We start from the raw sequence: 14,475 nt of genomic DNA on the forward strand, positions 1-14,475 counted from the left end.
TTTGCAGGACTACGCCGCGTTCCTCCGCATTACCGCTTCCTCGCGATAAGGCATCTTATGGCGAGCTGCGCATAAGATCGACCAGGCATCCGCATAAGTATCATAGACCGCGATCTGCTCGGCGGTCAGATCATGCTTCAGGATGTCGTATTCGACCCCTGCAAAGCTGAGCGCGCGCGCCTGATAGAGCCCGAGTGCCTTGAGGTCGCGCGACACGAGTTCCATCGCTGCGATGCCCCCTGCCCTGATCTGGCTGATGAAATCTTCGCGGTTGGCAAACGCAGTGCCCGGTCCCCACAGACCGAGCCGCACGGCATAGGCAAGGTTGTTGACCTCCGAGGCCCCGGTTGCAGAGGCGTAGATAACCCGGGCATTGGGCAAATTGTTTTGCAGCAGTACGCCGGCGATGCCCTGCAAGGATCCGCTTTTCGTGCCCCGGGCGCCCTCGCCTCCCGCAACCCCGCCCATCTCGTGGCTCTCGTCGAAGGCGATGACACCGTCGAAATCCTCGCCCGCCCAGTCCAGTAGTTGCTTGAGGCGCGTGGCATCCTGACGCTGGCTCCGAAGGGTCGGGTAAGTGACGAACAGGATTCCTTCGCGAAACGGAACCGCCTGATCGATCTTCCAGTTCGAAAGCGGCTGAATGTCGGCAGCAAGGCCGCCGATGGCACTCCAGTCGCGGCGCGCGTCTTCGAGCAGACTCTCGTTCTTCGATACCCAGATGGCCTTCCGGCGTCCGGCAAGCCATCCATCAAGGATGCAGGCGGCGATCTGCCTGCCCTTCCCTGCCCCCGTGCCATCGCCGAGGAAATAGCCTTTGCGATAGGCCCGTCCTTGCTCGTCGAGTTGGAGGCCTACGCCCTCTTCAGCCGGAACGAACTGGCCAGGCAGATACTGCTGCCACGCGTTCCCAGCATAGATGACAGTTTCGATCTGGGCCTCGGATAGCAGGCTTTCCTGCAAAACCCGATCCTGCAGCGCCGGGACATAATCCGGGATCGGTGCCGGGATCGAACCCATGGCCACGCTTTCGACGAGCGGCGTCGGATGCTCGCGTGCACCAACAATGTCGATCCGGCTTGGCCGGTATGGGATGTAGACCCCGCTTTGCTCACCGAGAACGCGCGGCTTGTCCAGGGTACTGAACGCCAGTGCTTCGATCTTGGGCGCTTGGGCTGCCCTCGCTTTGACGGGCTTTGTGATCGGCGTTGCCCGCATGGCTTTGAAGAGCGCGCCCGGCTTTGTTTTCGGCGGCACCGCGCGCGGTTCGCAGTCGGGCTGGGCTGTCACGCGTTTGATGATTGGAACCGCAGACGCCACGTCTGCAACCGTTTCCCGCGCCAAAACTGCTGGTCTGGTTTGCCCCGGGATCTTGTCGATCACGTACAAGCGCACAGCCACGCTAGTGCCCTGCTTGTGATAGCATTTATCGAGGCGGATTGATGTGCGGACCGTGCAAGAGGCGAAGGTGTCGTCGTAGATTTTCGCAAGCTTCGCGCTCGTCGTGAACCAGTCCGGCATGATCGCGACGATCCGCCCCCCCTGCCCTATCCGCGTTATGGCAGCGCGCAGGTGACGCACAGCCGCGAACTCGTCTGCTCCTCGTCCCATTGAGCGGGAAAACGGCGGGTTCATCAGGATCAGGCTGGGCTGCACAGCAGCGTCGAGATGCGATGCCAGCATGGCTCCATCGATCCCCGTGGTGGTGGCCTGGGGGAACAGCAGAGCCAGCTTCTCCCGCCTGCGCGGATCGATCTCATTGAGATGCAATGCGCGGACATCGGGCAAAGTTGCCACCAGAGCGCCATGTCCGGCGCTCGGCTCAAGAACGATATCGGTTGCAAGCGGCTGCGCCAAAATCACGGATAGCGCTGCGAGGTCAGCGGGCGTCGAGAATTGCTGGTACCTGAGCTGGTTTTCACTTCTGACCGTATGTGTCGGCAGCGCCTCGATAAGCGCGCTGATCTCCGAAATTTGGGTCAGCATCTGAGGTTTGCTCAGGAGTCCGGCCATGTGGCGCGTCAATGCCGCCTCGAGCAGGTCAAAGGCGTCCCTCTGGCTCCAGGCGCCGTTTGCGGAGCCCTCCCCGTAGAGCTGGCTCATCGTCTCAAACAGGCGTTGTTTGTTCGCCATTCCGGTGGCGATGGCGTTCTGGATTTCGGTGATTGCTGCGTCCAGCTTCTGGCTGGATTGTTCAAATAGGTCGGTCACGGTCTGCTCCTGATGCTGAACCGCATCAGGTCATCCCCCTTCCCTCTCGCCTCGGGTTTATGAGCCCGTGATCACTACGGGCTATGCGACAAGGGGTGCCCGGCAGCGACGAGGATTCGGGACCGGCACCATCCCGAAGATATCGGTTTGACTTCTACCGCCGAAAATGATCATAAAACACGAACTGGGTCGCAGAACTGCGATTCATCGAAAGGCAGACGCATGTCCTACACCGTGAACACACTGCGAAATATGACCAGATCCTGCGAAATGATGCGCGATCGGGTCAAAGCTGTGGTGTTCAAACCTGATGAACGCAAGGTCCTGGATATCACGTTTGGGCCTACGGCGGCAGCGGAATTGGTCGGAAGAACGCCTGAAGCGCTTGCCAAGGCAGAGAAGGAGGGACGTCTCGCGCCTCCGAAGCAGCTTAACAATGGCCGTCGCTATTACACGCTCGAAGACCTTACTCATATTCGCAAGGCGCTGAACATTCATCCGGGCAAGCTAGCCCATGAGAATGCGGTCGTAGTAGCCGTGCAGAATTTCAAGGGCGGCGTCGGCAAGAGTACGATTACCAAGCATTTCGCCGATTTTCTCGCACTGAACGGATATAGCGTTCTCGTGATCGACTGCGATCCGCAGGCGTCAACGACAACTATGTTCGACATCCAGCCCGAAGCACTTATCGATGAAGAGGAGACTTTAGGAAACTTCCTGTCGCCTCGCAGTACATTCGATGATTTCAGGAAGGCAATCCGAGAAACCGCTTGGCCTACAATCAAAATAGTGCCGTCAAGCCTTGGCCTGCAGGATGCAGAGTGGGACCTCACGGCAACGTTGACGGAGGGCGGACAAGCAGTGCGCGAGGGACTTCAGCGTCTCCGAATTGGCATCGACAGTATCATCAAGGACTTCGACGTCGTCTTGCTCGATCCTCCGCCGGCCATGGGGTTCCTGGGCCTCAATGTGATGGCCGCCGCAACAGGTATGCTCATCCCGGTTCCGGCAAGGCAGCTCGACTATCTTTCAACCATCCATTTCATGGACACCATCGCCGAGAATATCGAGATCCTCGAGGATCACGGAACGCCTGTTGATTATGGGTTCATTCGCGTCGTCTGCTCGGCCTACACCCCCAGCAAGCCAGGTGAAGCCGACATGTGGAAGATGATGAAGGCCACATATGCCAATTTCCTGCTGAATCAGCCAATTCTGGCTTCTGAGGAAATCAAGAATGCCACTCAAGCATTCCGGTCGATCTATGAAAGCAAGCCTTCAGCTGCGCACGCAACCTACCAGCGTTGCCGGGACAATCTCAACGCAGTCTTCGGAGAAGTTCTGAACGAAATACACGAGCAGTGGCCGTCGAAGAGCATTTCGAGACGGTCATCTGACACGGCAGGGAGTGTTGCAGCGTGAGCCGTCGTTCATTGATTGGCGAGGCCCTCGCCTCCCCTGCCCCTGACCAGCCTTCCGTCTCTGAAGCCAAGGACGCTGCAGGGGCAACTGCATCGCGCAATTTCACAACACGTCGGCTTGAAGGCTTCACGGAAGCAGCGCGGATGGTCAAGCGCCCGACCATCCGGCTCAAACCTGCAGAATGTTCGATCTGGCCGGGAAACGCCCGTGATTACGAACAGCTCACCGAACCCCGTTTGCGATCTCTGATTGAGTCGATCCAAGCAGAAAACGGGAACCGCATCCCAGTAGTCGTGCGTCGTAAGCAGCAAGGTGAGCTGCAGTACGAACTGATCATTGGCACAAGGCGTCACTGGGCTGTCGCGTGGCTCAACGCCAATCACTACCCGGATATCGAGCTCGTAGCGATTATCGAAGATCTCGATGACGAAGCTGCGTTCCGCCTTGCTGATATCGAGAACCGCGAGAGGGAAGATATCTCAGACTTAGAACGCGGTTTGAACTACAAGGCAGCAGTCGACACCTATTACGATGGCCTTCAGGCACGGCTTGCTGAACGCGTGAAGATCTCGAAATCTACGCTCGCCCGGTACATCGGCCTGACAGAGATCCCGCAAACAATCGTAAGCGCATTTGCCTCGCCAATGGAACTTCAGGTCCGGTACGGTGACAAGCTTCTTCCAGCCATACGCAACCCATCGCTGCGCCCCAGGATGGAGGAAGCAGCAAAGCAAATCGCTGCGGAACAAAGTTTCCGGCAATCCGGAGACGAAGAGCCAATTTCTGGCCCTCAGGTTGTTGTCCGTCTGCTCAAGGCAGTTTCGGGCAGGCCTGGCCGTGCCCAGAAAGCCGTAATCGAAGCCGCAGGATCGTCCATTGGTGTCATCGAAAAGGATCGTGCACGAGGGCTCACGATAACGATCAACCCCACTGATTTGAGCGCTGACGAAATCCTTGATGCATTGCGCCCTCTGATTGAGAAGGCGAAGATTCTGAAAAGGCCTGCCCCATGAAGGAGGGTTTTGGACCCACCTATGGCCATGCCTTTACCACTCTGAAAATGTGGCTTTTATCGTTTTATTTCATATGTTTAGCTCACTTGTCCCACATGTGGGACAGCGGCAGATTTACTAGGCGAAGAACGTGAGCGAGAAAGATCAGTCCTCCTCCGGTCGCCGGGTGCAGTTCGAGATGTTCTTCACGCTGCCTGATTTCAGCGATATCTCGCTGCGGGACTATCAGGAGACCATGCAGCGCCCTTTCTTCAGCCTTTCGAAGAAGAAGCGCCTGAAACCCATTGAGTACCTCAGTCCGGACAAGTCGGTCACCGTGCATGTATCAGCCAACCCAGCCTATGGGATGGCGACCATCTGGGATGCAGATATCATGATCTATCTGGCGTCCCACCTCAACGAATTGCGCGAGCGGGGTGACAATGACCTGTCGCCGACCATTCGTGTTCAACCTGGCGATCTTCTCAAGCGAATCTGCTGGGGTGTAAGCGGGCGCGCCTATGAGCGACTGATCGCAGCGCTTGATCGCCTTCAGGCCACGACGATCAAGACGAACATCCGAGCGAACTCCAAATCCCGCGAGACCACATTTTCGTGGATCGATAGCTATACTCATCTCGTTGATGAGCGAACCCAGCGTTCGCTTGGGATGGAAATCACGCTTTCTAAGTGGTTCTTCGACGGGGTCATGGACAAGCGAAATGTCCTTGCGATTTCGCCTCTGTATTTCGAGATAACGAGCGGACTTGGGAAATGGCTCTACCGCGCAGCTCGCAAGCACGCTGGTGGCAATGGGCCAGAAGGTTTCACGATTGGCTTCGAAACTCTTCATCAGAAAAGCGGCAGCGAAAGCTCCCTACCCTCGTTCAAGAACAAGATTCTTGAATTGGCGCGAGCTAACAACCTGCCGGATATCAGTCTGGAGGTCATTGGAGCAGAGACGCCGCGTCCAAAGCTAAAGATGGTGATGCGTCGCCATCTCGAAAAACCTTCTGGAAAAACCGAACATAGTGGCTCTGTCGCCACGGAGAGCAGACCCCAGCGCATTCAGCGCGCAACCCCCGAAAAGGCAGCCAAGGTCAGCCCTCCGCAGGAATTCGTTGATCCTGCCCTCGTGCGCAAGCTCCTTGCAACAACAAGCGCGAGCTTGCGCCCCGAACAGCAAGCCGATGCATCAGCGGCATTGGACAGCAATGCGAGCCAATCTCAGTCACGACGAAGGGGAGGGGGCGCTCAGGACACTCTTGACCCCGAAATCTATCAGGCCATCCGTGCTGAATGTCCTGGTTGGGATCTCGATGTGCTGATGCGGCAATTCGATTCCTTTTTGAACAGCAATCCGCATGAGTTGCCAAGGAACTACTCGAAACGGTTCTACGGCTTCATGAAGAAGCACCACGAGCGCAACAAGCATACGCTTCCGGGCTTTTGAAGATCGCGACCTTCTGCAGGACTTGGTAGCGGCGCCCGGCGCGCTGGTAGAGCTGCCGCTCGGCTTCAGGCCTGATTACGCTCTGCCGCAGGCATAGCGATCTATCGTAAGAATAAGAACAGTCTCATCATGCACGGCAGCTAGCGAACGTGTTTTCGGGAATCACTTCGCTTAGCCCGCCCGATCAGAGGACCGCGTCTACGTTCGGCGCCAGGTAAATAAATCGCTGACTAGGCCCAAGAGTACCGGCATAGACCCTACAGCCGTGCTTCTGCCGTCCATCTTTGACTGAAATCAGCGATCTACTGTGCAGCGCTCAAGCCAGCTGGCAGATCGCCTGAGGCTCCACTTCAGTCACTGCGATCCAGAAACCCGACAGGTCGGCCTTCAATCTGGACGATGGAAAATGCCTCCAAAAACCATTCCTGAAAACACGTTCGACCGGAAATACCACATTTCCGAAAACACGTTCGTTTCAGCCTAGGAGCAAATGGGGGATCAGAAAGTTTGGGATCGGCGCATCATATGTGAATCGGAACGCTAACTGATCCTCTGGCCTCACGCTCACAGCCGCGCTTTCAAAGTTATCAACAGGGCGGGGAGGTGGCGAACGTGTGATCGGGCATCAGATGACGTGTTATTAGAATCTGGCGGTCGTGCTATCAGAAACCGAACATCGTGTTTTCAGATTCGGCATAGCCGCCCCGACTCGCGAGAAATCAGGAGTTTGCAGGCTGATCACGAGCAGGTAACCTCTTAACCTTAGAATCTAAATCCCCTAACGTTCACGCCTGCGGCGGATTTGTTATTGATTTGATTCAAGATTAAGGAAGGCCGACATATCCCTTCGACGATGACCGCTTTGCGTGCGATGCGTACATTCCACCAGAATGGCAACTCGGCAGATTAGCGCTGGTCACAGCCTTAAGATCGATTCCGTGAATCACGACAGGGACCTGTGATTCAAACTTCCGATTGGCCTAACTTCACGTGGCTATCGCATAGTCCTCCGCATGTTAGAGGTTGGACAAAGGGAATGTCAGATCTGGCTCGAAGCCAAAGATCCCGATCTCAATGTTGCAAGGCGGTACGTCATATCTCGAAGCCAGGACCTGTTCGGTGTCACGATTGTTGAATTCTCGTGGGGGCGGATTGGAACGCGTGGACAGCGACGCATCTTATCCTTCGCCGACGCAGGCAGGGCGACAAAGTTCGTAGAACAGTTGCTGCGTCGCAGAGCGACCTCACATCATCGAATTGGCGTTTGCTACCGGGAAGTATTCCGGGGTCCATGATACGTTCACGTGTCCGTTGGGACGATTGCTCCATCGGAAGTTCGAAGGCTGACCATGCTGGCAGTCACCATAGCCGCAACTGATTGTGAAGCGGTTCGCTTGGTCACCCCAAGGCCTCTGGCAAGCTCCGCACGGGTGAGAGGTCCGATGCCGGCTACCAGACGCCAAGCCAGGGGAGCCGTCGAGGAGGCGTACAGGCCTGAAAGTGCTCCCTCAGCCTGCAGGTGAGCCCTTTGCATGGCACGGAGGTCTGCGGCTGCACTCTCAGCGGTAGCCTGAAGCGCACGGCCTAATAGGACGGGCAGGGGTTCCTCGTGAAGTTCACGGAACAGAGCCCGCGGCATGACCCCAGCAAGCGCCATTGGCGCCGAGCCCAGCCCAAACAAGTGTGGCCGCATGGCAGCAGCGAGCGATGCCGCCCAGGCCGCCCCACGCGGTGCCATACGTGTTACCGCGAACCCTCCGACCTGGACCATCTCGCTGCCGCCTTCGAGAAAGTCGATTTCTTCCGTTCTCAGTTCCGTCAGCCATTCAAGCAAGGTGCTCATCGGGTCACGGCTTGGTAGCAGCGCGTCAAGCCGCTCCAGCGCGCGATCGGCGGGCCAATAGGTCTCGGTGAACCCTTCAGAGTGGTTCTTGGCGGCCATGACCAGCTTGGCAGCATGGGCGAGGGGAGGGTGTCCTCGCCGGCTAATCCACGACAAGAACTGACGGCGTTCCTCGGAATACCACGAGCGCATCAGCTCGCTCGCTTCGAGCCCCGGATTGTGTTCAATTCCAAGATTATCAAACGGATAATCGCGCACATGCACGCGCCAGAGGCGCCGAAGTGAGGCCAGCGCAAGGCATTCGGACAACTCGGGTGAGATGAAGGGGAGGGCGCCTTCGATGCGGGCAAGCGTCAGTTGCCAAGGTGCTGGGGCGGATACCATCGGCCAGATAGTATATAAATGGCATAAAAAGTATACCCAGCTTGTACGGTGGGTTTGCTGTCCGATAAGAACCCTTCACGGACAACACGACAATCTATATAGAGTGCCTCAAATCCGCTGCGACGCCGCCGCTCTCCCAAGGGCAGAACGCCGAAGAAACCAGCGGCGCGATCGAGCATGAAGGAGAGGCGCTTTGGCTGACGGCACCGGGCTGATCGTTGAGGTGCCGATCGATGAGGGCCTCGTCTCGCTCGGACAGGCAATCCCTCCGCAGCTCGCCGCCGAAATCGAGGCCGCCCGTTCCTACAGGGCGCGATCCAAGGCCGCGAACACCGTCCGCGCCTATGACAGCGACTGGCGGCAGTTCGAAGAATGGTGCTGGACGCGCGACCTTGAGCCCATGCCCGCGATGCCCGAGGTGGTTGCAACCTGGCTGGCGTCACTGGCTCAAGCGGGGAGGGCGGACAGTACGATCGGGCGGCACCTTGCTGCCATTGCCTGGCACCACAGGCAGGCGGGGCACGTGGCGCCGCAGCACCGTGATCCCCGCGATGTCATCGCCGATACGCTCGCCGGCATTCGGCGCGAGCAGCGCGCACGGCCGACACGCAAGAAGAGCGCCATTCTGGCGGCCGATCTGGCGCGGATGATTGCGGCTGCAGAAGGATCGAGCCCGAGGGCAATCCGTGACCGTGCGGTCATGGCGCTGGGCCTTGCAGCAGCACTTCGGCGCTCGGAGCTGGTCGCTCTGCAGCTCGCCGATCTCGAGCTCGTGCGCGAAGGGCTCAAGCTGACGATCCGGCACTCGAAGACCGACCAGGAGGGGGAGGGGCAGGTCATCGCAGTTCCGTCGGGCAAGGTGCTCAAGCCCGGTCCCCGCCTCAACGAATGGCTGAGCGTCAGGGGAGGGGAGGCGGGGCCCCTTTTCTATCGAACCGATGCTCAGGGCTTGATGACGAAGGAGCCCATGTCAGATCGCTCGGTTGCTCGCCTGATCCAGCGCTACGCCGAGAAGGTCGGTCTCGATCCGGCTGCGGTCGGGGCGCACTCGCTTCGATCGGGATTCCTGACCGAAGCTGCGAAGGCTGGTGCTTCACTGCCAAAAATGCAGGAGGTCTCGCGACAGAAAAAGGTGGAGGTGCTGCTTGGCTATGTCCGAGATGCGGCTTTGTTTGAGAACCACGCTGGCAAGAGCTTTCTCTAGCCTAGGTTCAGGCTGAAACGCGGTGCCCCAAGGACCAAGGGAGCCACCGCGACACTTACCGCGCGCACATACACCGTGACGGTGGTCTGAAATGTAACCGATTTTGAGCAGAGTCCGACGCCAAGTTGCACTGCTACCCAACTTTGAACCGCTTGGGTCTAGAGTTTTCCGCCACCAGATAGGCACTCTCGTCGCGGAAAAAGATGTCCCGACAAGCCGCATCAACGTTATGAACGCCTTCCAAACCGGGCAGCCAACCATCGCCATGGGCAGCGCCATGATCCAGCTTCTGGCGGTCTTTCTGGCCGGCTCTCGCGCAATTTGAATTCCAAATATGCCATTAATACAATGGGACATTTTCATTTGAACTGCAAATTCAAGCCAGCGCACAGCAACTGCACCTCGTTCGCGCAAGCCGCGACACGTTGATGAAGAAACCCGGCCTCATCCCGAAACCGGCGCGCCAACTGGTTTTCCGGGACGATGCCCAATCCGACCTCATTGCTGACGAGTATGAGGGTCCCTTGCGCAACCGTGATGGTCTCAATGAGTGTGCGGACTGCCGCCGGGATATCGTGATCGCCGATCAGGAGATTGGTCACCCATAGCGTGAGGCAGTCCACCAGCAAGACCCGGTCGGGTGAGGCATGCAACTCGATCGCTTCCGCAAGTTTAAGGGGGGCCTCGACCGTTTCCCATTCCACGCCGCGATCCGCCTGGTGCCGAACGATACGGTTGCGCATTTCCTCGTCGAAAGCTTGAGCCGTAGCGATGAAGACTGGCGACAGGCCGGTCGCCTCGGCTCTGGCCTGTGCATAGCGGCTCTTGCCCGAGCGCGCTCCGCCAATCACGAACAGGCTACGCATCGTCTTTCCCCATTGCGAGTTTCAACAAACCATCCACATCGAGATGATGTTCAAGCTCAGCCGCGATCGCATTGAGCGCGTCATCCACCTTCGCATCATGGTCGATCCCGTCCGACTGCGCGCCGAGCATGCCGAGCAGAGCTGAACGCAGCGCCGTGCTGGCAAATGCTCCGTGGACGTAAGTGCCCGTGACTTGCCTGTCTGCACTGGTTGCGCCGTCGGGCCGCCCTTCGCCGAGCAGCGCAAAGGGGTGACGGCAATCGGGACCGCTGGTCACGCCCATGTGCATTTCAAAGCCGGTGAAGGCTTGATCGAGCGCAGTGCCTGCAACCTGGCGCAGCGCCTTATCTCCGGTCAGGACCGTTTCGACATCCAGCAGACCCAGACCGGGGATATCTTCAGGTGGTCCCTCGATCCCTTCCGGATCGGCGATGCGGCGGCCGAGCATCTGATAGCCGCCGCAGATGCCCAGGACCTTTCCACCGCGCCGATGATGCGCAAGGATATCAATGTCCCAGCCTTGTTCGCGCATCGCCTTCATATCAGCGATCGTGGCTTTTGATCCGGGCAGGACGATCAGCGCACAATCACCGGGGATGGGCTGGCCTGGCGGTACCATGACCAGTTCGACCGAGCTTTCCGCTTTGATCGGATCGAGATCGTCAAAATTGGCGATCCGGGGGATGATCGGGCAGGCGATTTTCAGGCGACCGGCGGTTTCGCGTGCGGTTCGTTCAAGCACGACCGCATCTTCGCTTGGCAAATGGGCAGTGGCGCGCAGCCAGGGCACCACGCCATAGCCTCGCCAGCCCGAAAGCGCCTCGATCTGCCGATAACCGTCGGCAAAGAGCGCCGGATCGCCGCGAAACTTGTTGATGAGAAAACCCCGGATCATCGCCGCGTCGTCCGGGTCCAATACCGCCCTCGTGCCAACGAGCGCAGCAATGACGCCGCCGCGATCGATATCGCCGACCAGCACGACTGGCACACCGGCAGCACGGGCAAAGCCCATGTTGGCGATGTCGCCTGCCCGCAGGTTGATCTCCGCCGGCGAGCCGGCGCCTTCAACCACGACGACATCGCACTGCGCCTGCAGCCGGTGCCAGCTTTCCATGACCTCGGGCAGCAGTTCGCCACGCTTGTGCCGGAAATTGCCACCGCCCAGCGTGCCGCGGACCTTGCCGTGAACGACCAATTGCGATGTGTGGTCGGCCTGAGGCTTGAGCAGTACCGGGTTCATGTCGGTGTGCGGTTCGACCCGGCATGCTAGAGCCTGCAAAGCCTGGGCGCGGCCGATCTCGCCGCCATCGACGGTAACCGCAGCATTGTTCGACATGTTCTGGGGCTTGAACGGGCGAACGCTCAGCCCGCGATTGGCAAGGGCGCGGCACAGCCCGGCAACCAGCACCGATTTCCCGACATCGGAACCCGTGCCCTGCAACATCAGAGCGCCCATACGATATCCTTCCAGGTGAGAGCGGCCACGATGGCCCAGAGCAACAGGCAGGCGCGGACATAAATGCGCAAAGCGCGCCTGACGTCAGCAGCGCCAGCATCGCGCCGCCCGCTGCCGATCCAGTCCTTGGCATGGGTCACACCATCGTAGGACACTGGTCCCGCGAGCGCGAGATCTAGCGCGCCCGCCATGGCCGCCTCGGTCCAGCCTGCATTGGGTGAGGCGTGGCGGCGGTGATCGCGCCACAGCGTGGCCCACCCTCCGCCGCCGGCAAGACATACCACGACGCCGCCAAGCCGAGCCGGCAGCAGGTTCATCACATCGTCCGTGCGCGCCGCAGCCCACCCAAAGGCGCGCCAGCGCGCTTCCTTATGGCCGATCAGGCTGTCTGCCGTATTGATCGCCTTGTAGGCCCAGACGCCGGGCAGGCCGCCGATAACCAGCCAGAACAGCGGCGCGGCGATGCCGTCGCAAAAGCTTTCGGCCAGACTTTCGATTGCAGCTCGTGCCACACCCGCGCGATCAAGGGTGTCGGTATCACGCCCGACGATCATGGAGACGGCATGGCGCGCACTTTCGAGATCATTCTGCTCCAGTGCGACTGCGATGGGAAGAACATGATCGTAGAGGCTGCGTTGGGCCAGAGCGGGCCAGGCCAGTGCTGCGGCACCAAGCCACCAGCATGAGCCCAGCAGGTGCCGGGCGAGCGCGGTAAGGCCAAGTCCAGCCCCGATTGTCAGCACCAGCAGTATCAGAACGGTCATGACGCCGAGCGTCTTGCGTATGCCGTCTGAGTGAGTTGGCCGGTTCCATGCGCCTTCGCAGGCATTGATGATCCGGGCAAACAGGCCGACCGGATGTCCGACACGGCGATACAGCGCGCCAGGCCAGCCAATGGCAGCATCCAGCACCAGGGCCATGAGCGCGAACGGTTCAGCCATGGTCTTCGAGCACGGCACAGAGACGCTCCATCGCCTCGTCGTTGGCGGGCAGGCCAAAGCGTAACCAATCCGGTTTATCGGCGAAGGGGCGGCTGAGGATCGCAGCCCGGGCAAGACGTTCAAACAGGTGTGACGCGTCCGGCGTCGTTATCAGCCGGAAGAGTGGGCATGCGCCGCTTGCCAACAAACCGAACGAGGCCAAGCGCTGATCGAAGCTGGTGGCCTCGGCGATGAGGCGCTCCCGCATCGCGTCCTGCCAGGCGATATCCTGATAGGCGCGGGTGCCGATGGCGATCGCAGCCGCCGAGACCGGCCAGGCACCTAGCTGCTTACGCAGACTCGCCAGGATCGGACGAGGGCCCAGCACAAAACCGAGCCGCAATCCGGCGAGGCCAAAGAATTTCCCGAAGGACCGAAAGATCAGGAGTCTGTGCCGATCATCAACTTGGTCGGCGAAACTGTGGTCGGGGTGGCAGTCTGCAAAGGCTTCGTCGATTACCAGCCACCCTTTCCGACCACGCCGCACCAGAAGATCGCTCAAGGCTTCCCGAGAAAGCAGGACGCCATCCGGGTTGTTGGGGTTGGCAAGGATCAGGCTTGATCCATCGGCCAGCGCCAGATTGCCAAGCGTTACGGGATGGCTGGAGGCCGCCATCTCGCCGTGGGTGCGATAGGATGGAACGGCGTGGCAGACGTCATCGCCCAGCACCCTGCCGGCGAGGCGAAGGCCAACTTCGGTGCCTGGCACCGCGCAGACATGATCGGCATGACACCCGAAGCTGGCGGCGGCCGCTTGCTCCAGCGCGCGCAGGGCCATTTCGTCTGGCAGGGCACGCCAATCGATCTCCACCGCCCCTGCACCGTGCCAGACATGCGGATTGATCCCGGTGGAAAAATCGATCCAACCACGCGCATCGTCGCCGAAATGCGCGCGGGCCGCAGAGAGGCCGCCGCCGTGCCATGTCCAGCGATCGCGGGTCATGCGGCCGCCATCACGACAAGCGCCAGCAGCAGCGCCGCCTCGATCAGTTCAATTCCGGCGCCGTGTCCATCGCCCGAGATGCCGCCAATAGCGCGCTTGATCCACAGGCCCCATAGTGCCGCAGCAGGAACCGCAATGAGCAATGCAGGAAACGCCACCGTGGTGGCGAGAAGTACTGCGGCCCACAGCGCCAGATCGATCGGCCTGATCGCGCCCCGAAAGCGCGCACCAAGGCCATCGTGCAACGGCGATAGCAACAAGGTCCATGCCAGCGGCGCGATGCGCGCGGCGACCGGCACCCAGATCAGTGCCAGAAACTGGCTGTGCTCGATCATGCCATGCAGCAGCACGAGCTTGGTCAGCAGTTGCATGGTGATGGCCGTTACGCCGAAGCTGCCGACATGCGGATCTGCCAGGACGGCCAGGAGCCGCTCGCGGTCCTTGTGGGCCGCGCCGCTGGCATCGGCCATATCTCCCAGACCGTCCAGGTGAAGGGCTCCGGTGACGAGAACCCAGGCGATCAAGGCGGCAAGGGCTCCGGTCCAGGGATCGGTCCTTGCTCCAACCCAGGCGGCCCCGGCAACGATAAGGCCAATCACCAGCCCAGCAGCTGGAAACCAGCGCATGGACTGGGCGAATTCCTCGGCAGAAACCGTGAGCCGGGGTGTCGGCAAACGGGTGAGGAACTGGAGTGCGATGAGGAAGCCTTTCATGCGATCGG

At 59.7% G+C, this 14,475-nt stretch carries 12 protein-coding genes; 5 read left to right on the forward strand and 7 right to left on the reverse strand.

What is annotated here, in order from left to right; genetic code table 11:
- Positions 1-9: 9 nt before the first annotated feature.
- Complete coding sequence (locus tag AX709_RS17255) at positions 10-2,211, reverse strand: strawberry notch-like NTP hydrolase domain-containing protein (protein WP_066551200.1); 2,202 nt, start codon at positions 2,209-2,211, stop codon at positions 10-12.
- Between the two features lie 222 nt (positions 2,212-2,433).
- Here AX709_RS17255 and AX709_RS17260 point away from each other — a divergent pair, with 222 nt between their 5' ends.
- From AX709_RS17260 to AX709_RS18430, 4 genes are all read left to right on the forward strand, one after another.
- Positions 2,434-3,633 carry an AAA family ATPase gene (locus AX709_RS17260; RefSeq protein ID WP_058803372.1) on the forward strand — a complete coding sequence of 400 codons (1,200 nt, stop codon included), beginning with the start codon at positions 2,434-2,436 and terminating at the stop codon, positions 3,631-3,633.
- Positions 3,630-4,646 (forward strand): ParB/RepB/Spo0J family partition protein, encoded by a 1,017-nt coding sequence (locus AX709_RS17265; protein ID WP_058803371.1) that lies wholly within the window; start codon positions 3,630-3,632, stop codon positions 4,644-4,646. The genes AX709_RS17260 and AX709_RS17265 overlap by 4 nt, the downstream gene beginning before the upstream one ends.
- A gap of 178 nt (positions 4,647-4,824) precedes the next feature.
- Entirely contained in the window at positions 4,825-6,078 is a 1,254-nt protein-coding gene (locus tag AX709_RS17270; protein WP_082660526.1) for a replication initiator protein A, read from the forward strand.
- 1,013 nt (positions 6,079-7,091) lie between these two features.
- Entirely contained in the window at positions 7,092-7,373 is a 282-nt protein-coding gene (locus AX709_RS18430; RefSeq protein ID WP_082660524.1) for a WGR domain-containing protein, read from the forward strand.
- A 5-nt stretch (positions 7,374-7,378) separates the two neighbouring features.
- On the opposite strand, the gene AX709_RS17275 is transcribed toward AX709_RS18430, so the two are convergent.
- Complete coding sequence (locus AX709_RS17275; RefSeq protein WP_058803369.1) at positions 7,379-8,305, reverse strand: hypothetical protein; 927 nt, start codon at positions 8,303-8,305, stop codon at positions 7,379-7,381.
- A 193-nt stretch (positions 8,306-8,498) separates the two neighbouring features.
- On the opposite strand from AX709_RS17275, the gene AX709_RS17280 reads away from it, so the two are divergent.
- The gene (locus AX709_RS17280; RefSeq protein ID WP_230960947.1) at positions 8,499-9,509 is read left to right on the forward strand and encodes a site-specific integrase; all 1,011 of its coding nucleotides are present in this window, start codon (positions 8,499-8,501) and stop codon (positions 9,507-9,509) included.
- Positions 9,510-9,868: 359 nt separating this feature from the next.
- Here the strand turns inward: AX709_RS17280 and cobU are convergent, their stop codons facing one another.
- Genes cobU through cobS form a run of 5 tightly spaced genes read right to left on the reverse strand, consistent with a single transcriptional unit; the run spans position 9,869 to position 14,467 of the window.
- A complete protein-coding gene (gene cobU, locus AX709_RS17285; RefSeq protein WP_039330671.1) occupies positions 9,869-10,375 on the reverse strand; it encodes a bifunctional adenosylcobinamide kinase/adenosylcobinamide-phosphate guanylyltransferase in 507 nt (168 codons plus the stop codon).
- Positions 10,368-11,831, reverse strand: a complete 1,464-nt coding sequence (locus AX709_RS17290) for a cobyric acid synthase (protein WP_039330669.1) — start codon at positions 11,829-11,831, stop codon at positions 10,368-10,370. The genes cobU and AX709_RS17290 overlap by 8 nt, the downstream gene beginning before the upstream one ends.
- Positions 11,819-12,772, reverse strand: coding sequence for an adenosylcobinamide-phosphate synthase CbiB (gene cbiB / locus AX709_RS17295; protein ID WP_039330667.1), 954 nt, complete (start codon positions 12,770-12,772; stop codon positions 11,819-11,821). The genes AX709_RS17290 and cbiB overlap by 13 nt, the downstream gene beginning before the upstream one ends.
- Entirely contained in the window at positions 12,765-13,754 is a 990-nt protein-coding gene (locus tag AX709_RS17300) for a threonine-phosphate decarboxylase (RefSeq protein WP_039330665.1), read from the reverse strand. The genes cbiB and AX709_RS17300 overlap by 8 nt, the downstream gene beginning before the upstream one ends.
- Complete coding sequence (gene cobS, locus AX709_RS17305) at positions 13,751-14,467, reverse strand: adenosylcobinamide-GDP ribazoletransferase (protein ID WP_039330663.1); 717 nt, start codon at positions 14,465-14,467, stop codon at positions 13,751-13,753. Before cobS ends, AX709_RS17300 begins: the two co-directional genes overlap by 4 nt.
- Between the last annotated feature and the right edge of the window lie 8 nt (positions 14,468-14,475).

The sequence above is a fragment of the Sphingomonas sp. CCH15-F11 genome (genome assembly GCF_001557005.1).
In the GTDB taxonomy this organism is placed as follows: Bacteria; Pseudomonadota; Alphaproteobacteria; order Sphingomonadales; family Sphingomonadaceae; genus Sphingomonas.

Coding starts and splice junctions, on each gene's coding strand:
- cbiB (WP_039330667.1), bottom strand. CDS start 12,772: ATGGCTGAACCGTTCGCGCTCATGGCCCTGGTGCTGGATGCTGCCATT.
- AX709_RS17260 (WP_058803372.1), top strand. CDS start 2,434: ATGTCCTACACCGTGAACACACTGCGAAATATGACCAGATCCTGCGAA.
- cobU (WP_039330671.1), bottom strand. CDS start 10,375: ATGCGTAGCCTGTTCGTGATTGGCGGAGCGCGCTCGGGCAAGAGCCGC.
- AX709_RS17275 (WP_058803369.1), bottom strand. CDS start 8,305: ATGGTATCCGCCCCAGCACCTTGGCAACTGACGCTTGCCCGCATCGAA.
- cobS (WP_039330663.1), bottom strand. CDS start 14,467: ATGAAAGGCTTCCTCATCGCACTCCAGTTCCTCACCCGTTTGCCGACA.
- AX709_RS17290 (WP_039330669.1), bottom strand. CDS start 11,831: ATGGGCGCTCTGATGTTGCAGGGCACGGGTTCCGATGTCGGGAAATCG.
- AX709_RS17270 (WP_082660526.1), top strand. CDS start 4,825: ATGTTCTTCACGCTGCCTGATTTCAGCGATATCTCGCTGCGGGACTAT.
- AX709_RS17300 (WP_039330665.1), bottom strand. CDS start 13,754: ATGACCCGCGATCGCTGGACATGGCACGGCGGCGGCCTCTCTGCGGCC.
- AX709_RS18430 (WP_082660524.1), top strand. CDS start 7,092: ATGTTAGAGGTTGGACAAAGGGAATGTCAGATCTGGCTCGAAGCCAAA.